Below are 19,191 nucleotides of genomic sequence, written 5' to 3'. Positions count from 1 at the left end.
GTTGTTGCTAAGCAATAATTTGAGGGCGGTCTTGTGAGACTGCCCTTTTCATTTCCTCTCTTATAAGTTCCCCTCCCCTTTCTTCCATTAGACCCACATCAATATCAGGGTGTGTCTTCGCGTCTATATTTTTCCAATAGGAATTAAATAACAGTCAACGGGCGACCGGGGAAGCAGCGACGCATGTTCAATTTCCAACGCTCCAGCATCAGCCAGAAGCTGACCATGATCTCGGTACTGTCTTCGGGCTGCGCGCTGCTGCTGGTGTTCGTGGCGTTTGCGCTGACGTCCGTGCTCAGCCACAAAAACGATGAAGGCAAGCAATTGCTGTCACTGGCGGGCGTGATCGGCGCGGCTGGCGCGGTGCCTTTGCTGGCGGGAAAATCGGCGCAGGGGCAGGCGGAACAGGTGCTGGCGGCCTTGTCCGCGCGCAACGAGGTGGCCCAGGCGGCCCTGTTCGACAAGGGCGGGCGCCTGTTCGCCCTGTACCGCGCGCCGCAGCATGCGGACGGCCTCCCGGCGCCGGAAGACATGGACCCGGCCTTGCTGGCCGACATGGCCGTGCAGCCCGTCACGCAAGGTTCGGGCACGACCCTGGCGCCCGCCATGCGCCTGTACCGCCCCGTCTACCGGCCGGGCGAGCCGCAACAGATCATCGGCGCCGTGCTGATCGAGGCGGACCTGAACCACATGTGGCGCGACATCGGCCGCCACGTGAGCGCCATCGGCGGCGCCACCGTGCTGTCCTTCCTGGTCGCCGTATTCCTCGCGCGGCGCTTCAAGAGCGTGATCGCCGAACCGATCACCAAGCTGATCGATACGGCGCAGAAAGTGTCGAGCAGCCAGACCTACAGCCACCGCATCGCGCACCAGCGCAGCGACGAGCTGGGCGTGCTGATCGACAGTTTCAACGACATGCTGGCGCAGATCGACAGCCGCGACAGCACCCTGGCCAATTACCGCGACCAGCTGGAACGCCAGGTGGGCGTGCGCACGGCGCAGCTGGAAAAGGCCAAGGATGCGGCCGAGGCGGCCAGCCAGGCGAAGAGCGCCTTCCTCGCCACCATGAGCCATGAAATCCGCACGCCGATGAATGGCGTGCTGGGCATGACGGAACTGCTGCTGGCCAGCCCTTTGAGCCCGCAGCAGCGCCACTACACGAGCATGGTGCAGCGCTCGGGACAGAATTTGCTGGTGATCATCAACGACATCCTCGACTTTTCCAAGATCGAGGCGGGCAAGCTGAGCGTCGAATACATCCGCTTCAATTTCCGCGAATTGCTCGACGATATAGAACACGTGTTCGCGCCGCAGGCGGAAGCGAAAAACATCAGCCTGGAATTCGACATCGCCTACGACATCCCGATCGCCATCTGCGGCGACCCGAACCGTTTGCGCCAGATCATCGTCAACCTGCTGGGCAACGCCATCAAGTTCACGGAAACGGGCAAGGTCACGGTGAAAGTGACCGTGTGCAGCGAAGACGCGCCCAGCGTGGGCTTGCGCTTCGAGGTGCACGACACGGGCATCGGCGTGTCGAACGAGGCGCAGACGCGCATCTTCGAATCGTTTTCGCAGGCGGACGGCTCGACCACGCGCAAGCACGGCGGCACGGGCCTGGGCCTGACGATCTCGAAACAGCTGGTGGAGCTGATGGGCGGCACTATCGGCGTTGATAATGCTTTAACGCAAGGCTCGATCTTCTGGTTCGAAGTAAATTTCGATAAGCGGCGGGTCGACAGCGACGACCCGTCCTTCAACCTGAAAACCACGCGAGGGTTACGCGCCTTGATCGTCGACCACACACCCGCCACGCGCGCCGTGCTGGAGCGGCAACTGGCCAGCTGGCACATCGTCAGCGACAGCGCCGGCACGGCCAGCGACTGCCTGGGCAAGCTGCGCGCGGCCGCCCAGGCGGGCACGCCGTATGCCGTGGCCCTGCTCGACATGGAATTGCCGCGTACCAGCGGCCTGGCCCTGGCCGCCAACATCAAGAGCGACCCGCTGCTGGCCGACCTCAAGCTTTTGCTGCTGAGCACGGAACAGGCGGCGGCCGACCCCGTGCAGCGGCGCGAGGCGGGCGTGGCCTACCAGCTGATCAAGCCGGCCCGCGAATGCGACCTGTTCGACTGCATCGTCACGCCGCCGCGCGCCAGCGACAGCCTGCGCATCCATCCGCCGCACACGGCGCGCCAGGTGGGCCGGCGCCAGCGCCGCCGCGTGCTGCTGGCCGAGGACAATCCCGTCAACGTGGAAGTGGCGCTGGCCATGCTCGACAGCCTGGGCCTCGATGTCGTCTGCGCGCGCAACGGCGAAGAAGCCTTGCAGGCGGCGCAGGCCGAGGATTTCGATCTGATCCTGATGGATTGCCAGATGCCCGTGATGGATGGCTTTGCCGCCACGGCGGAAATCCGCCGCCATGAACAGCACTGCGGCCACGCGCGCGTGCTGCCCATCGTCGCCATCACGGCCAATGCGCTGCAGGGCGACCGCGAAGCGTGCCTGGCGGCCGGCATGGACGATTACCTGAGCAAACCTTTTACGCAGCAAGACCTGGGCCACACGATCGCCCGTTGGATCACCCTGCCGCGCGCCGCCACCGTGCACCACAGCGAAGCGCCGCAGGAGGCGCCTGCCGAGCCGCCGCCCGTGGCAACGCCGCCGGCGCCTGCATCCCCGGCATCGGCCCCGCCGCTGAACCGGCAGGCGCTGGAAAACATCCGCGCGCTGTCCGGCACGGATGGCGATGCGCTGCTGGAGCGCGTCATCCTCGCGTTTACCGGCGAGACGCCGCGCCAGCTGGGCGCCATGCGCGAAGCCATCGCGAAAACGGATGCGGAAGCGCTGCGCAAGGTGGCGCACAGCCTCAAGTCGGGCAGCGCCAACGTGGGCGCCGACGGCCTGGCGCAGCTGTGCAAGGAAATGGAAAAACTGGGCCGCGCCGGCAGCACCGAGGGCGCGGCTCCCCTGCTGCAGCAGATGCAGCAAGCCTTCCTGGCCGTACGCGAATCGCTGAACGCCATCCTCGTGAAGGAACACTGACATGACAGCGCCCCTCTCCCCTCCCCGCGGCCTGGTGCTGGTGGCCGACGACGATCCCGTGATGCGCCTGCTGATGCGGCAAATGCTCACGCAGGTGGGCCTGGACGTGATCGAGGCCGAGGACGGCGTGCAGGCGTTGGCCAGCTACAAGCACAGCGGGCCGGACCTGGTCATGCTCGACGTCGACATGCCGGCCATGGACGGCTTTGCCGTGTGCCGCGAAATCCGCCACCAGGAAGTGGGCGGCACGGTGCCCATCATCATGGTCACGGGCGGCGACGAGCTGGAAGCCGTCACGCGCGCCTACGAGGTGGGCGCCACGGATTTCATTTCCAAGCCCATCAACTGGCCCATCCTCGGACACCGCGTGCTGTACGTGCTGCGCGCCAGCGACGCCATCGCCCGCCTGCGCATCGCCGACGCGCACAACCGCGCCGTGCTGGCCGCCATCCCCGACACCTTCTTCCGCCTGAACCGCGAAGGCTTTTATCTCGACTACGAACAGGGCCACGACGCCAGCGCCGGCTTTTCCCTCAGCGACTGCGTGGGCAGCCATATCCGCGACGTCCTGCCGCCCGAAATCGCCGCGCGCCTGCTGGACCAGGCGCACGCCGTGCTGGCCACGCAGCATATCGGCTCGGTCGACTACACGCTCACGCACGAAGACAGCACGCGCCATTTCGAGGCGCGCCTGGTGGCGACGGGGGCCGACGAGGTACTGGGCCTGGTGCGCGACATCAGCGAACGCAAGCGCACGGAAGAGCAGATCCGCCGCCTCGCGTATTGCGACAGCCTGACGGGCATCCCCAACCGGCAAGCGTTCCTGGAAACCTTGGAACGCGAACTGCTGCGCTCGAAAGAGCACGACAAGAAATTCGCCGTGCTGTTCATGGACCTGGACGCGTTCAAGCGCATCAACGACACCCTGGGCCACGACGTGGGCGACCATTTGCTCAAGGTGGTGTCCGAGCGCCTGCGCGAAACCATCCGCCCCAGCGACCTGGTGCTGCGCGCCGAACACGAGTTTGAAACCACCTTCGGCGGCAGCAACCTGGCGCGCCTGGGCGGCGACGAATTCACGATCCTGATTCCCGACCTGGAACGGGTGGAAGACGCGCTGAACGTGGCGCACCGCGTCAAGGAAGCCATGCGCCGGCCCTTCATGATCGAAGGACACGAGATTTTTGTCACGGCCAGCATCGGCATTTCGCTGTATCCGGAAGATGGCGAGGATTGCAACTCGCTATTGAAATATGCGGACACGGCCATGTACCACGCGAAGAACTGTGGCAAGAACAACGCCAAGCTGTACAGCTCCTCGCTGACGATGGAAATCATGAGCCACGTCAAGATGGAAGTAGGCTTGAGGAAAGCCTTGCAAAACAACGAGCTGTACCTGCTGTACCAGCCACAGATCGACGTGCCCAGCACGCAGATCGTCGGCGTGGAAGCGCTGGTGCGCTGGCGCCATCCCGAACGGGGCATCATCTCGCCCACGGAATTCATCCCGCTGGCCGAAGAGACGGGGTTGATCGTGCCCATCGGCGAATGGGTGCTGCGCACGGCGTGCAACCAGGCCAAGGCGTGGCAAAGCGACGGCGGGTGCGCCATCCGCATGGCCGTCAACCTGTCGGCCAAGCAATTCAAGGATGAAAACCTGATGCAGATCGTGCTGTCGGTCCTGGCCGACACGGGCCTCGATGCGCGCCTGCTGGAACTGGAATTGACGGAGGGAACGTTGATGGACGATGCGCGCGCCACCATGGTGACCCTGGAACAATTGCGCGGCATCGGCGTGTACCTGTCCATCGACGACTTCGGCACGGGCTATTCGTCGATGAACTACCTGAAACGCTTCGACGTGCGGGCCTTGAAAATCGACAAGAGTTTTATCGCCGGCTTGCCGCAGGATACGGAAAACGCGGCCATCACGCGCGCCATCATCGCCATGGCGCATGGCTTGAAAATGGTGGTGGTGGCCGAGGGCGTGGAAACGGACGAACAGCTGCTGATGCTGGAAGAATACGGCTGCGACATGGCGCAGGGATACTTTTTAGGCCACCCGTCGCCGCACGACACGATCACGGCCATGCTGGCCAGGCAACGGGGCCAGCTGGCCAGCGTGGAAACTAGAGCACTTCGAAGGCAAGGATTTGCGTGACTTGCTGGGCGTTGAAATTATCGTCGGAAATCATCACCAGGCTGCGGCGGCCGTTTTCCAGGCGCGGGCCCCAGCTGATGCCTTCGATATTGTCGACCCGCGGCAAACCGATCTTTTCCAGGTCCAGCAGCAGGCGCTTGCGCGCCGGCACATAGCTTGCACCCGCCAGAGCCGGGATGGCTTGGATATCGGTGGCGCCCTGCGTATCCATCTCGTAGATGCGCACGTGATTCGTGTAGATGCCGTCGGCGTGTTCCACGCCGGCCCGCTCCACCACCAGCACCTGGTGATCGTTGACGGCGAGGATTTCCGACACGCCATTGTCCGCTTCCTTCCCCGGCGCGGGCCGCGAGGCCACCGGCTCGATCGGATACGCGTACTGGCCCAGCACGGTGCCGGCGCGGTCCAGGCGCGTGATGCGCACCACGGAGCCGTGATCCGGCGTGGCCAGCGGGCCATCATGGTACAGCGCCGCTTCCATGCCCAGCCACAGGCTCTTGCCATCGCTGGCAAACGACAGCGCTTCAAAGCTCATGTTGTTGCGCGATCCCGTTTCATCCTTCGCCACCTTGAACATGGCAGGCGTGGGCAAGGTGGCCAGGTAGTGGCCGCCGCTATCGGCGTGGCGCACGAACGGGTGCAAACCCACCTTGCGGTTGCCTTCGCTGCCGTACCACAGGCTGCCATCCTGCGGATCGACGCGGATGGTTTCGATGTCGGCCACCTGGTCGCCCTGCTCCAGCCTGGCATGGGCCAGGTTCGGATAGCGGCTGCCGTCGGGCTGCGTGAAGAAATGCACGCTGTTGAAGGTCACGCCGGCAAATGCGCGGCTGTCGTAATCGAGCGCGGCGCGGTAGAAGCGGGCCGGATTGATTTCCGAGCGGTCATCGCTTTCCATCACCCAGCTGTTATTGGCCGCATCGTAATCGATGCCGGACAGGCCGCCCACCGTCGTGCCCTCGAACGGGTATTTCAAGGCGATGCGCTGTTCGCCGATCAGGCGCAAGCCCGCGATCGGTGCGTCGTAAGAGAAGCTGGCGCAGGCGGAGAGAAGAACAGCGGCGGACGCCAGGGCAAGCGCGGTACGCGCGCTGCGGAACAATGGAGGCATGATCGGTATCAAATAAGTCGGGAAGCAAATTCCGGGGTCAGACCCGCCGGGTCTGACCCCAGCTTTAATTCTGTGGGTTAATAGCGAATTACACCACGCCATCAGTCTTGAGCCGCGCGATGGCGGCCGCATCATAGCCGAGCGACGCCAGCACCTCGTCGTTGTGCTGGCCCAGGGTGGGGCCCAGCCACTGCGTCTTGCCCGGCGTGGCGGACAGTTTCGGGCTGATGGCGGGCAATTTGACGGGCGTGCCGTCGGCGAAATGGTGTTGTTCGAACATGTCGCGGGCGAGGAATTGCGGGTCGCTCAGCATGTCGCGCACGGAGTAAATCTTCCCGGCGGGGACGTCTGCCGCCGTCAAGACGGCCAGCGCGCTGTCGATCGTGTGCGTGGCGCACCAGGCGCCGATGGCGTCGTCGATTTCCTGTGTGCGCGCCACCCGGCCGTCGTTGCGCGCCAGCTGCAGGTCGCCCGCCATGTCGATGCGGCCCATGGCCAGCATCAGCCGCTTGAAGATGGCGTCGCCGTTGCCCGCGATGACGATGTTTTCGCCGTCGCCCGTCGTGTAGGTATTCGAGGGCACGATGCCGGGCAAGGAACCGCCCGTGCGCTCGCGCACCACGCCCGCCTGGTCGTATTCGGGCACCAGCGACTCCATCAGGTTGAACACGGATTCGTACAGGGCCACGTCGACCATCTGCCCTTCGCCGCCATCCCGGCCACCCGTCACGTCGCGGTGGCGCAGCGCCATCATGGCGCCGATCACGCCGTGCAGGGCCGCCACGGAGTCGCCGATGGACACGCCCACGCGCACGGGCGGACGGTCGGCAAAGCCGGACACATAGCGCAAGCCGCCCATGGATTCGCCGATGGCGCCGAAGCCGGGCAAGTCCTTCATCGGTCCCGTCTGACCAAAGCCGGACAGGCGCACCATGATGAGGGACGGTTTCTCTTTCTTGAGCTGCTCGTAGCCGAGATCCCACTTTTCCAGCACGCCGGGGCGGTAATTCTCGATGATGATGTCCGCTTCCAGGGCCAGCTGGCGCGCGATGGCGCGGCCCTCGGGCGTTTTCAGGTTCAGCGTTAAACTTTTCTTGTTGCGCGCCTGCACCGACCACCACAGCGAGGTGCCGTCTTTCAGCACTCGCCAGGTTCGGATGGGGTCGCCGCCATCGGGCGACTCGATCTTGATCACATCGGCGCCGAATTCGGCCAGCATGCGGGCACAGAACGGCCCCGCGATCAGGGTGCCCAGTTCCAGGACTTTGATGCCCTGGAGGGGGCCGGAAGATGCGGAAGCGTCTGTCATGTTGTACTCAGGTTGCCCTGCGGTCGAGCATCGCGCGGGCAATCGTGCCCGCGTCGACGTATTCCAGTTCGCCGCCCACGGGCACGCCGCGGGCCAGGCGGCTCACGCGCAAGCCCCGCGCCTTCAGCATTTCGCTGATGTAGTGGGCCGTCGCTTCGCCTTCATTCGTGAAATTGGTGGCCAGCACCACTTCGCCGACCACGCCATCGTTGGCGCGGTTCAGCAATTTTTCCAGGTGGATATCTTTCGGGCCGATGCCGTCCAGCGGAGACAATCTCCCCATGAGGACGAAATACAGGCCCTTGTAGGTGAGCGTCTGCTCGATCATCAGCTGGTCGGCGGGCGTTTCCACCACGCACAGCAAGCGCTTGTCGCGCTCTTCGTCGAGACAGGTCTCGCACACTTCGTGTTCGGTAAACGTATTGCACAGGCCGCAGTGATGCACGGCATCGACGGCCTGGAACAGGGCGCGCGACAGCATGGCCGCGCCTTCCCTATCGTGCTGCAACAAATGAAATGCCATCCGCTGCGCCGACTTGGGGCCGACGCCGGGCAGGCGCCGCAGCGCCTCGGTCAGGAATTCAAGCGACTTGGACATGGATCAACCTTGCCCCGTGCCATAGATCGAGCGCATGCGGCAGTGCATCAGAATGGCATTTTGAAGCCGGCTGGCAAGTTCATGCCGCCAGTCAAGCCTGCCATTTTTTCCGCGGACGTCGCTTCCGCCTTGCGCACGGCGTCGTTGAAGGCGGCGGCCACCAGGTCTTCCAGCATGTCCTTGTCGTCAGCCAGCAGCGACGGGTCGATGGACACGCGCTTGACGTCGTTCTTGCACGTCATGACGATTTTCACGAGGCCGGCGCCGGACTGGCCTTCCACTTCCACCAGCGCCAGTTGTTCCTGGGCCTTTTTCATGTTGTCTTGCATTGCTTGCGCCTGCTTCATCAGGCCAGCCAGTTGATTTTTCATCATGAGAATGCTCCGTTCAATTCAGTTTGTGAGTGTGTTAATCATCAATGCAGGGTCGGCGCGGCGGAGCCGGCCGGTGCAGGGGTAATCGTTCCCGGCACAACAAAAGCGTCGAATACACGCTTCATGTCGAGCACGAAGGGATCGCTGGCGATGGTTGCTTCCGCTTGCAGCTGGCACGCCTCGCGGTGAGCCTGCGCTTCCGCGCTGGCCGTGTACCAGACGGCGCCCAGTTCCGTGTCGACCGCGACCTTGCGGCCGAAGCGTTCGGTGAGTGCGGCCGCCAGTTTTTCCACGTTGGCGGGACTGCGCCACGTGTCGATGGGCACGCGCAGGCGGAACGTGGTGCTGTGGCCGTCGTGCAGGCATTCGATCAGCTCGGCCTGCACGGCCAGCTGCTGGGCCACGCCGCGCAAGGGCAGCACGGCGGCCACGGCCGGCCAGTTGCCGTCCCAATCCAGGCCCGGCACGGGCGTGATCACATACGGCCCGCTGGGCGCGGCTTGCTTGGCGGCGCGCTGCGGCATGACGACGGCCGGCTGCTCGCTGCTTGGCGCGGCGGGCGCCGACACGGCGGCGGACGCGCTGTCGTCGGAAAATTCGGTGACCCACGGCGGCAAGTCGTCATCCGGCTGCGCTGGCGGCGGCGCGGCAGGACGCGCCTGCTGCACGGGCGCCGCAGCGGCCGCCGGTGCTTCCATCACGGCAACTGGGGGCGCATCGTCCCACGGCGCAGGCGCTTTCGCGGCGGCGGGCGGCGGCGGTGGCGCGGCCTGGACGGGTGCGGCCGGGGCTGGCGCCGCGGCGACCGGCTCCGGTGCGGGTGCAGCCGGCTTGGGCGCCGACGATGGCGCCGACGGCGCGCTGCCGGGACGGCCTTTCGAGGCGGCGCGGGCCGCTTCCAGCGCCGCATTGATGGCGGCGCGGGCGGAACTGATCGGGGCGCCCGATGCGGCCGGGGCAGCTGCGGCCGGAGCAGCCGCCGGCGGCGCCGCTGGTGGCGGCGCAGGGGCGGCGACAGGCGCCGGTGCCGGAGCAGCCGCGCGCGGCGGCGGCGCTTCGCTGCGCGCCATGCTGGCGGCAGCGGCGGCCACGACGGCGGGCGGGGTCACGGCGGCGTGGCTGGCCACGCTGTTCGTGGCGGCGCGGGCCGCCGGGGCGGATGCGCCTGCCGCGGCGCGCGCGGCGGCCACGGCGGCGGGACGGTTGCCCGGCGCGGCCGCTGGTGCGGCGGCCGGCACGCCATCGGCGCCGCCTATGCCGGGCCGAAAGGCCAGCATGCGCAGCAGGGTCATGGTAAAGCCCGCATATTCATCGGGCGCCAGGCCCAGTTCATTGCGGCCATGCACGGCGATCTGGTAAAACAGCTGCACTTCTTCCGCGTCAAACGCGGCGGCCAGGCGCACGATATCCGCGTATTCAGGCAAATCTTGCGGCAAGGCGGCGGGCACGGTTTGCGCCAGCGCAATGCGGTGCAATAAAGTACCCAGATCCTGCAGGGCGCCGTTATACGACAGGCTGCGCGACGCCATTTCGTCGGCCACGGCCAGCAAATCGGCGCCATCCTGCTGCGCCAGTGCGTCGAGCAGGCGCACCAGGTACGACTGGTCGAGCGCGCCCAGCATGCCCTGCACGGCATCTAACGTGACTTCGCCGGCCGCATACGCGATGGCCTGGTCCGTCAGCGACAGCGCGTCGCGCATGGAACCGTGGGCGCCCTGGGCCAGCAGGCGCAAGGCCGGCTGTTCGAAGGCGATGCCTTCCTGTCCCAGGATATTGTCCAGGTGGCTGATGATGTGGCCGGGCGGCATCTGCTTGAGATTGAACTGCAAGCAGCGCGACAGCACGGTCACGGGTATCTTTTGCGGGTCCGTCGTGGCCAGGATGAATTTGACGTGCTCGGGCGGCTCTTCCAGCGTTTTCAGCATGGAATTGAACGCGTGGTTCGTCAGCATGTGCACCTCATCGATCATATAGACCTTGAAGCGGGCATTGCTCGGCGCATACACGGCTTGTTCCAGCAACTGCGCCATTTCATCGACGCCGCGGTTCGACGCCGCATCCATCTCTATATAGTCGACAAAGCGTCCCGCGTCGATCGCCGTGCACGCTTCGCACACGCCGCACGGCTGGGCCGTGATGCCGCCCGTGCCATCGGGGCCGATGCAATTGAGCGACTTGGCCAAGATGCGCGACAGGGTCGTCTTGCCGACGCCGCGCGTGCCCGTGAACAGGTAGGCGTGATGCAATCGGCCGCTGTGCAAGGCATGCGTGAGCGCGCGCACGACGTGCTCCTGGCCGACGAGCGTCTCGAAATTCTTGGGGCGGTATTTACGGGCGAGGACTTGATAGGACATGCTGAGATTTTACCATGCGATTTTGCGGGTGATCCTGCGCGGCGGGCGCAAGCCTCATGGCCGGGCCATTCAAAATGGCAAACGCGGCAAAGCAGCAATTGTATAACATGGCCAGCTGGAAATATGGAAAACACGGCAAGCCCGGCAATGCTGCGGGCCGGCAAGAAAATGGCGCCGTAAAAGCAAAAAAGCTGCCCATGGCAGCTTGATTGTCGATCCTGATAAAACATTCCCGAAGGAGGCGAGCCTGATCTGCGGCACTCATGGTTAATAGCCGTGGCTGCTTCGTTCCCGACCTGACCAGGTTAGCCATGCCACGATGCGCAGGGGCCCGCCGGGGACAATTATAACCGACCTGCGCCCGATTGGGGAAGCAAGCTGAAATCCGGGGTCAGCCCCCCGGTCAAGTTGGCAATGACCATTGCGTCAGCGGTGTTGAGGGTCTGACCCCAGCCGTTCTACAGCCCCAGCTCTTGCCAGATGCCATCCACCTTCGCCTTCACTTCCGGCGTCATGGCGATCGTCGTGCCCCATTCGCGCGTCGTTTCGCCCGGCCATTTATTCGTCGCATCGATGCCCATCTTGCTGCCCAGGCCGCTGACCGGCGAGGCGAAGTCCAGGTAATCGATGGGCGTGTTGTCGACCAGGGTCGTGTCGCGGATGGGGTCGACCCGCGTCGTGATGGCCCAGATGACCTCTTTCCAGTCGCGGATATTCACGTCTTCGTCGACCACCACGATGAACTTGGTATACATGAACTGGCGCAGGAAGCTCCACACGCCGAACATCACGCGCTTGGCGTGGCCCGCGTACTGTTTCTTGATCTGCACCACGGCCATGCGGTAGCTGCAGCCTTCGGGCGGCAGATAGAAGTCGGTGATTTCGCTGAACTGCTTTTGCAGCAGGGGCACGAACACTTCATTCAGGGCCAGACCCAGCACGGCCGGTTCGTCCGGCGGTTTGCCTGTATACGTGGAGTGGTAGATCGGGTCGCGGCGCATGGTGATGCGGTCGATGGTAAACACAGGGAAACTGTCCTGCTCATTATAGTAGCCCGTGTGGTCGCCATACGGCCCTTCCAGCGCGTGCTCGTAGCCGCTCGGATGGTTTTCATCCGGATAGATATGGCCTTCGAGCACGATTTCGGCGGACGCGGGCACGCGCAGCTCGCTGCCGATGGCTTTCACCAGCTCCGTGCGGCTGCCGCGCAGCAAGCCGGCGAACTGGTATTCGGACAGGCTGTCCGGCACCGGCGTGACGGCCCCTAATATAGTAGCGGGATCGGCGCCCAGCGCGACGGCGATCGGATACGGCTTGCCCTTGCTCTGGATCGCGTGCTCGCGGAAGTCCAGCGCCCCGCCCCGGTGCGCCAGCCAGCGCATGATGACTTTATTACGCCCCAGCACTTGCTGGCGGTAAATGCCCAGGTTTTGCCGCTTCTTGTTCGGGCCCTTGGTGATCACCAGGCCCCACGTGATCAGGGGAGCGACGTCGCCGGGCCAGCAATGCTGGATCGGCAGGCGCGCCAGGTCGACGTCGCTGCCTTCCCAGACGATTTCCTGGCACTTCGCGCCGCGCAACTCCTTCGGCGACATGTCCCACACGGATTTCACCAGGGAACCGAGGCCCAGCAAGTCCTTGAAATCCTTCGGCGGCTCCGGCTCCTTCAGCCGCGCCAGCACATGGCCGATCTTGCGCAGTTCACTGACATCTTCCGCGCCCATGCCCAGCGCCACGCGACGCGTGGTGCCGAACAGATTGCCCAGCACCGGCATGTCGTATCCCGTCGGGTTATTGAACAGCAAGGCCGGTCCGCCTGCGCGCAAGGTGCGGTCGCAAACTTCCGTCATCTCCAAAATCGGTGAAATGGGGGTCGAAATGAGCTTAAGTTCACCCATTTGTTGCAGTTGAGAAATAAAATCTCGCAAATCTGAATATTTCATGTGTTTTTAATTTTTTTTGACGTCGGACGCCGTTGCTGAAGGATCTATGCCAAGTAATTGATTTTATTGGCTTTTGGCACAATGCAAGTCAAAAAGTAAGACATAAAAGTAATAAAGAAACGATTCGTTAGTATTGACTTGATATAAAACGGCTTCTACAATTCGCCCAACTTGAAAGAGCACGCCGGCCCAGAGCTTGATTTTAGCGTTTCTCTTTCATTCACGGAGTCGGGGCTCCACATGACATTTTAAGGAGTGTTTTCAAAAGGCGTCTGCCTTACCCCCGGTAAAAGTTGTATTGCGACTGATCCAATACCAAAAACGGGACCGATCAGCTCAAGCAAGCAATGACGGCGTTTCTCGCACGCATCCATACGCGGCGGAAACGATGATATTTCTGATGCACGGCATTGGCAGTACCCACAACACCGCGAGACCGCGGAGGGACTGCCTGTTGACGCGACATTTCGGGGAACTCTATGACTCATCGTAGCACTGAAGCAGCATTGCCTGCTTCAACCGTGGCTGGCCAGCCAGCGTTGGCGCGCTTGCGCGCCCGCGCACAGGCCATTTCGGCACGTGGCGTTTTGACCACGGCACAACACACACTGACAGTCTTCGGCATTTCCGCCCTGGCACTGATCGCCCTGCTGATGTTCCGCCCTGACCTGGGCAAGCAACTGACGCACAGCCTGTTCCCGCTGCCGATGGCAGAGGCGCAAGCCGTTGAAGCACCGGCCCTGTCCGCACTGATGGAAGCGCCTGCTTCCGTGCAGACGGCCGCCGCCAGCGATACCCCGCTGACCAAGGAAGAAAAAGCCTTGCTGGGCACGCAAAAGCAGCAGCAATGGGTTACCAACTGGCTCTCCAAGCGCTACCGCGTGGCCAACGACGCGACCAATATGCTCGTCTCGACGGCTTACCTGACGGCCCGCGAAATCAAGCTGGACCCGCTGCTGATCCTGGCCGTGATGGCCATCGAATCGGGCTTGAACCCGTTCGCGGAAAGCCCCGTCGGCGCGCAAGGCTTGATGCAAGTCATGTCGAAAGTACACCATGAGCGCTTCCAGGAAATGGGCGGCGTGCAAGCAGCGCTGAACCCGGTCGCCAACATCCGCGTCGGCTCGCTGATCCTGAAAGACTACGTCACGCGTGGCGGTTCCGTCGAAGCGGGCCTCAAAACCTACGTGGGCGCCGCCAACTTCGCCACCGACTCGGGCTACGGCTCGCGCGTGCTGGCCGAATACCGCCGCCTGAAACAAGTGTCGGCCGGCCAGCGCGTGCCGACGACGACGCCGGTGATGGCATCGAACACGCCAGCGCCAGCCAAGGCGCCGGCAGCGGAAAGCGGCATCACCATCAAAGTACTGCCCCACAACGAGATCGCCGGCCTGTGACCCTTTAAAAGCCCTCACAGGGGCATCCAAAAAGCAGCACCCAGTAAAAAAGCCACCGCACGCAAGTGCCGGTGGCTTTTTTATTGCCCTGCGGCACTGGCCGCAGGAACTGCTCTCTATATTACTTGCGCTTGTTGGCGCCCACTTCTTCCTCGCGGAATTTCACTGCCAATTTATCCAGCACGCCGTTCACATACTTGTGGCCATCGATACCGCCAAACGACTTGGCCAGCTCGACCGCTTCGTTGATGACGACGCGGTACGGGATTTCCATGTTGTTCTTCAGCTCGAAAGCGCCGATCAGCAGGATGCCGTGTTCGATGGGCGACAGTTCCGCGATATTGCGGTCGATCAAGGGTGCCATGCTTTCGCGCAGCGCCAGCGAATCCTTGATGGCGCCGTACAGCAACACCGTGAAATGATCGCCATCGGCCTTGTCGAAACCATGCGCGGCGCGAATATTGTTCACGACGGTAGTCGCGTCTTCATTGTTCAGCAGCCACTGGTACAAGCCCTGCAGCGCAAACTCGCGCGCGCGGTGACGCGGCGTGCGGTTTTTGCTGGGATTGGCGAGCAAATTTTTCTCAGTCATGATTGTTACCTGTTCTTAAATACGTGTTCACTACAAATTCCGGCGAGACACCGCAGTGCGCTTTTAGGCAGCGCAGCCGCGGCTCAAGCGTGCGTGAGAAGGATGTCAGGGCCAGGCGCGAGGCCGAAGACAGTACGAAAGTACGGCGAGGCCTTGCAACGCAGCCATGGCATTCTTATCACACGCGCTTAGTCTTCGTCGGTGTCCTGCAACTCTTCCAGCGCTTGCGCCAGATTAGCCATTTCCACTGCCACGCGTGCCGCTTCTGCTCCCTTGACCAGCATGCGTACTTCCGCTTGCTCGTCGTTTTCAGTCGTCAACACTGCGTTGGCGATGGGGATGCCGTAATCGAGACCGACGCGCGTGATGCCCGCGCCCGATTCGTTCGATACCAGCTCGAAGTGGTAGGTTTCACCGCGAATCACGGCGCCCAGTGCGATCAGGGCATCGAATTGCTCGGTTTCCGCCATTTTTTGCAGAATCAGTGGGATTTCCAGGGCGCCCGGCACGGTCACGTGCAGGATATCTTCATCGGCCACGCCCAGCTTGCTCAACTCTTCCAGGCATGCCGACAGCAAGCCACCACCGACGATTTCATTGAATCGTGCCTGGACGATACCGACGCGCAAACCTTCGCCGGCAAAATTAGTTTCGTATGCTCCTACGGTCATCATATGCCTCTTTAATCTGGTGGTTCAGGGCGACATGCACATGTCGCCATCGTTTACTCTACATCGACGCCTGACAAAATCGTAGCGAGCGGCAGCGAGTTGTGGTCGAGAAGCGCAACTGTACGAAGGTACAGTGAGCATCACAGGCCGCAAATCGCGACGCGCAGTAGATTTAGTCAGGTGTCCTGGCCTGGGTGGCACTGAAAACCTGTTACTTCCAGGTCGAAACCGACCATCGACGGCATCTTGCGTGGGCTGGCCAGCAATTGCATCTTGCTCACGCCCAGGTCGCGCAGGATTTGCGCGCCGATGCCGTAGCTGCGCAAGTCCATGCTGGCGGCGCGGCCTTTCGGCTTGGCTTGCGGCGTATCGAGCGCAGCGAACTGGGCAAACAGCTCGCCCGACGTCTCGCCGCAGTTCAGCAAGACCATCACGCCCCGCTCGGCCTGCTTGATGGCGGCCATCGAGGCGGCCACCGTCCACGAGTGGGTAGTCGCTTCGCTTTCCAGCACGTCCAGCAGGGAAACGGGCTGGTGAACGCGCACCAGCGCTTCCAGGCCGGGGGCCAGGTCGCCATGCACGAGGGCCAAATGGGCCGACGCGCTCGGCTTGTCGCGGAAGGCGATCAAACGGAATTCGCCATGCGCCGTATGCAGGGTGCGCTCGGCAACGCGCTCGACCAGGGACTCCGTCTGGCTGCGGTAATGGATCAGGTCGGCAATCGTGCCGATTTTCAAGCCATGTTGCTCGGCAAACAACAGCAAGTCCGGCAAGCGCGCCATGGTGCCGTCGTCCTTCATGATTTCGCAAATCACGGACGCGGGCGTCAAGCCGGCCATGGCCGTCAGGTCGCAACCGGCTTCCGTATGGCCTGCGCGCATCAGCACGCCGCCTTTTTGCGCTTTCAGCGGGAAGATATGGCCAGGCTGGACGATATCGCTAGGCTGCGTGCCCTTGGCAACCGCGACCTGGATGGTCTTGGCGCGGTCGGCGGCGGAAATGCCCGTCGTCACGCCTTCGGCCGCTTCGATGGACACGGTAAAATTGGTGCCGTAGGCGGTGCCGTTGCGCGATGTCATCATCGACAGGTTCAGCTCGTCGCAACGCTCTTCCGTCAGGGTCAGGCAGACCAGGCCACGCGCATGCGTGATCATGAAATTGATGGCTTCAGGCGTCACGAAATCGGCGGCAAGCACCAGATCGCCTTCATTTTCCCGGTCTTCTTCATCGACCAGTATCACCATGCGGCCGGCGCGCAATTCAGCGACGATCTCTTCGGTGCTGGATATTGACATTATTCATCCTCTGAAGACACCTGGCAAAACCTGCTGCGCGTCGGTATAGGCGGCTTGCGATGCTCACCGTACCTTCGTACGGTTGCGCTTCTCAGCCACCTCTTCCTTCCGCTCGCGACGGTTTTGCCTGGCGTTGTTAATGAAACTAAAAACTGAAATATCGAGCGCGAAAATTCCGCGAATTTCCGGGAATTTCCGGGAATTTTCTTATAACCTGCTATTTTAAAGGATTTAGCGCTTGCAGACCTGAAATAAGACAGCTTTGCGGCACGGATGCCACCACCTGCCCCGCAAAGCGCCAATTCCCTGATCCAGCGCACACGGCGGCGGCAAGACGCGCGCCGCCGGCCTTGCAAAGAGCATAAGATCAACCCGTCACCGCCACGGCGCTGACGCCCCTTTCGCAGCGACACCCCACACAGGAGCGGCACTATGAAAACCAACGGATCGGCCATCTGGTCAGGCGGCATCAAGGATGGCAAGGGCGCCATCAGCACGCGCAGCGGCGCCTTGCAGGAATACCCCTATGGCTTTGCCAGCCGCTTCGAAGGCAAGCCGGGCACGAATCCCGAGGAACTGATCGGCGCCGCCCACGCGGGTTGCTTCACCATGGCCCTGTCGCTGATCCTCGGCGAAGCGGGCCTGACGGCGGAAAAGATGGAAACGACGGCCGAAGTGACCCTCGACAAGGTGGACGACGGCTTTGCCATCACGGCCGTCCATTTGATCCTGAAAGCGAAAATCCCCGGCGCCAGCCAGGCTCAATTCGAGGAATTGACGGCCAAGGCCAAGGCCGGCTGCCCCGTGTCGAAGCTACTGAAAGCCAATATCACGCTGTACGCCACCCTGCTGCCCTAGATTTTCGTCACGGGCTTGACGGGCTCCACGGCAGCGACGGGCGCCACCAGCGGCAGGCGCGAGTCGCTGGCCGGCAGTGGCCGGTTCATCAAGCCGGGATTCAGGGCTGCATTGTTCAGGTTATACGCGGCGATGGCCGCCGCCACGGACGGGTCTTGCGAGGAAGGCGGCGGCACGGCCATGCCCGCGTTTTGCGCGGCCAGCTCTTGCGCCTGCGCATTTTGCTGGGCCAGCTGGGCTTGCGCCGTCGCCAGGCCCGCATCGGCTTGTCCCTGCGCTGCGCGCGCCAGCGACTGGGCCCGGTCGGATGCCGCCTGGGCCGCCATCTGCGCGTCGCTGGCGGCCAGCTGCGCCCGTACCGCATCGTCCGCCGCCGCTTGCGCCTGCTGCTGCAAGCCCTGCTGCCGTACTTGCCCCTGGCGCAGCTCATCCACGCGCGCAGCGTCCTGTTGCTGCGCCTGCTGATCTGTATTCATGCGTTCGGCATCCAGGCGCTGGGCATCGATGCGCAGGTTGTCCGTGCGCTGCGTCTGCAGCAAGTCCGCGGCATTGTCGGCCTGTTGCGCTGGCGGCTGGGGCCGCAGCTCCTGCAAGTCCAGGTTCAGTTCTTCCGCTTCCAGTTGCCGCTGCAGTTCCAGTTGCCGCTGCGCAATGGCGGCCGTCTGCGGCGGCGCCACGTCGACGGGCTGCTGCGCGGCCTGCGACGCCTGTACGGCGCCGGACGGCAGTGTTTCTCCCGTCAAATCCGCTTCGACACCGGCCGCCAGCGGTGCGCCCTGCTGCCGGGCCAGCACGGCGCCCACTTGCGCCAGCACCTCCGTTCCCTGTTGCAATGCGTCCAGGGTGGCATTGCTGTCGGCCGCATACGCTGCTTGCAACGTTGCCGCATCGACATCTTCATTGCGCAAGTCGATGCCGATGCGGGCCAGTTGTGCTTGCGTAAGCAAGCTGCCGTCCTGCGCCAGCGCCGTGGCTGCATCCGTCGTGCCGTCGCCCGACAATAAATCGTAGCGCTGCGCCAGGCTGCCCGGCGTGTCGCCGGCCGTGGCCAGCTGGCTGGCGTCGATGCCGCTCGTTTGCAGCTGGGCGAACGATTCCGTCAGTTGCCGCGCCAGCGCCAGCAAGTCGTCATTGACATTCACGGGGGTATTTGCCGCCCTGGCCTCTTCCGTGGCGCCCTGCAAGGCCAGCAGTTGCCGGCGCGACAAGGCCACGCCGGACAGGAACTGGCCCAGCGGGGAGATGTCTACCTGCGTCGAGGAAAGTATTGCAAGGGCAGCCGCCGCGCCAGATGCCGGCACGGGCTGCGCCGGCGCCAGAGGTGCCGTTGCGCCCACGCGGGACGTGGCCGGGATGGTGTTGGGCACGGTTGCGCGCGAAATCGGGTCCATGGCTAGCCTCCACTGCGGAAAGCTTCATAGTATGCACGTCTGCAAGAAAAGCAACACACGCCTGGCAAGGCGGCTGTGTTGCCCTGTTCAGCTTT

At 63.4% G+C, this 19,191-nt stretch carries 15 protein-coding genes and 1 other RNA gene; 5 read left to right on the top strand and 11 right to left on the bottom strand.

Going from position 1 to position 19,191, the window contains the following annotated elements; translation table 11 throughout:
* The first annotated feature begins 183 nt into the window (after positions 1 to 183).
* Both O3299_RS00495 and O3299_RS00490 read left to right on the top strand, forming a co-directional pair.
* Complete coding sequence (locus O3299_RS00495; protein ID WP_099664955.1) at positions 184 to 3,042, top strand: response regulator; 2,859 nt, start codon at positions 184 to 186, stop codon at positions 3,040 to 3,042.
* Between the two features lies 1 nt (position 3,043).
* Positions 3,044 to 5,203, top strand: coding sequence for a bifunctional diguanylate cyclase/phosphodiesterase (locus O3299_RS00490; RefSeq protein WP_305061260.1), 2,160 nt, complete (start codon positions 3,044 to 3,046; stop codon positions 5,201 to 5,203).
* Here the strand turns inward: O3299_RS00490 and O3299_RS00485 are convergent.
* The 5 genes from O3299_RS00485 to dnaX form a co-directional block, all read right to left on the bottom strand.
* Positions 5,172 to 6,314, bottom strand: coding sequence for an esterase-like activity of phytase family protein (locus tag O3299_RS00485; RefSeq protein ID WP_305061259.1), 1,143 nt, complete (start codon positions 6,312 to 6,314; stop codon positions 5,172 to 5,174). The two genes, O3299_RS00490 and O3299_RS00485, sit on opposite strands and share 32 nt — an antisense overlap.
* A gap of 88 nt (positions 6,315 to 6,402) precedes the next feature.
* Positions 6,403 to 7,623, bottom strand: coding sequence for a CaiB/BaiF CoA-transferase family protein (locus O3299_RS00480; protein WP_305061258.1), 1,221 nt, complete (start codon positions 7,621 to 7,623; stop codon positions 6,403 to 6,405).
* A gap of 7 nt (positions 7,624 to 7,630) precedes the next feature.
* The gene (recR, locus tag O3299_RS00475; protein WP_034786598.1) at positions 7,631 to 8,221 is read right to left on the bottom strand and encodes a recombination mediator RecR; all 591 of its coding nucleotides are present in this window, start codon (positions 8,219 to 8,221) and stop codon (positions 7,631 to 7,633) included.
* 47 nt (positions 8,222 to 8,268) lie between these two features.
* Positions 8,269 to 8,595, bottom strand: coding sequence for a YbaB/EbfC family nucleoid-associated protein (locus O3299_RS00470; protein ID WP_034759121.1), 327 nt, complete (start codon positions 8,593 to 8,595; stop codon positions 8,269 to 8,271).
* Between the two features lie 41 nt (positions 8,596 to 8,636).
* Entirely contained in the window at positions 8,637 to 10,949 is a 2,313-nt protein-coding gene (dnaX, locus tag O3299_RS00465; protein WP_305061257.1) for a DNA polymerase III subunit gamma/tau, read from the bottom strand.
* Positions 10,950 to 11,005: 56 nt separating this feature from the next.
* On the opposite strand from dnaX, the gene O3299_RS00460 reads away from it, so the two are divergent.
* On the top strand, positions 11,006 to 11,158 hold the full coding sequence (locus O3299_RS00460) for a hypothetical protein (protein ID WP_161789605.1): 153 nt from the start codon (positions 11,006 to 11,008) through the stop codon (positions 11,156 to 11,158).
* A gap of 28 nt (positions 11,159 to 11,186) precedes the next feature.
* Here the strand turns inward: O3299_RS00460 and ffs are convergent.
* Together ffs and ubiD are read right to left on the bottom strand one after the other, a co-directional pair.
* An RNA gene (gene ffs / locus O3299_RS00455) (signal recognition particle sRNA small type) lies at positions 11,187 to 11,285 on the bottom strand.
* 122 nt (positions 11,286 to 11,407) lie between these two features.
* Positions 11,408 to 12,892 carry a 4-hydroxy-3-polyprenylbenzoate decarboxylase gene (gene ubiD, locus O3299_RS00450; protein ID WP_305053537.1) on the bottom strand — a complete coding sequence of 495 codons (1,485 nt, stop codon included), beginning with the start codon at positions 12,890 to 12,892 and terminating at the stop codon, positions 11,408 to 11,410.
* A 479-nt stretch (positions 12,893 to 13,371) separates the two neighbouring features.
* On the opposite strand from ubiD, the gene O3299_RS00445 reads away from it, so the two are divergent.
* Positions 13,372 to 14,289: a lytic transglycosylase domain-containing protein gene (locus tag O3299_RS00445; RefSeq protein ID WP_180278601.1), complete on the top strand. Its 918-nt coding sequence runs from the start codon at positions 13,372 to 13,374 to the stop codon at positions 14,287 to 14,289.
* A 121-nt stretch (positions 14,290 to 14,410) separates the two neighbouring features.
* Here the strand turns inward: O3299_RS00445 and nusB are convergent, their stop codons facing one another.
* From nusB to ribBA, 3 genes are all read right to left on the bottom strand, one after another.
* A complete protein-coding gene (gene nusB, locus O3299_RS00440) occupies positions 14,411 to 14,881 on the bottom strand; it encodes a transcription antitermination factor NusB (protein ID WP_034786595.1) in 471 nt (156 codons plus the stop codon).
* A 188-nt stretch (positions 14,882 to 15,069) separates the two neighbouring features.
* The gene (gene ribH / locus O3299_RS00435; RefSeq protein WP_034759563.1) at positions 15,070 to 15,552 is read right to left on the bottom strand and encodes a 6,7-dimethyl-8-ribityllumazine synthase; all 483 of its coding nucleotides are present in this window, start codon (positions 15,550 to 15,552) and stop codon (positions 15,070 to 15,072) included.
* A gap of 176 nt (positions 15,553 to 15,728) precedes the next feature.
* Positions 15,729 to 16,847, bottom strand: coding sequence for a bifunctional 3,4-dihydroxy-2-butanone-4-phosphate synthase/GTP cyclohydrolase II (gene ribBA, locus O3299_RS00430; RefSeq protein ID WP_289899303.1), 1,119 nt, complete (start codon positions 16,845 to 16,847; stop codon positions 15,729 to 15,731).
* A 432-nt stretch (positions 16,848 to 17,279) separates the two neighbouring features.
* Here ribBA and O3299_RS00425 point away from each other — a divergent pair, with 432 nt between their 5' ends.
* On the top strand, positions 17,280 to 17,705 hold the full coding sequence (locus tag O3299_RS00425) for an OsmC family protein (protein WP_305061256.1): 426 nt from the start codon (positions 17,280 to 17,282) through the stop codon (positions 17,703 to 17,705).
* Here O3299_RS00425 and O3299_RS00420 read toward each other — a convergent pair.
* The gene (locus O3299_RS00420; RefSeq protein ID WP_305061255.1) at positions 17,702 to 19,096 is read right to left on the bottom strand and encodes a hypothetical protein; all 1,395 of its coding nucleotides are present in this window, start codon (positions 19,094 to 19,096) and stop codon (positions 17,702 to 17,704) included. The genes O3299_RS00425 and O3299_RS00420 overlap by 4 nt on opposite strands.
* Between the last annotated feature and the right edge of the window lie 95 nt (positions 19,097 to 19,191).

The organism is Janthinobacterium sp. SUN176 (genome assembly GCF_030587335.1).
Lineage (GTDB): Bacteria > Pseudomonadota > Gammaproteobacteria > Burkholderiales > Burkholderiaceae_D > Janthinobacterium > Janthinobacterium kumbetense.
The sequence above is the reverse complement of the archived record's forward strand: the minus strand, read 5'-3'. Positions and strand labels throughout refer to the sequence as shown.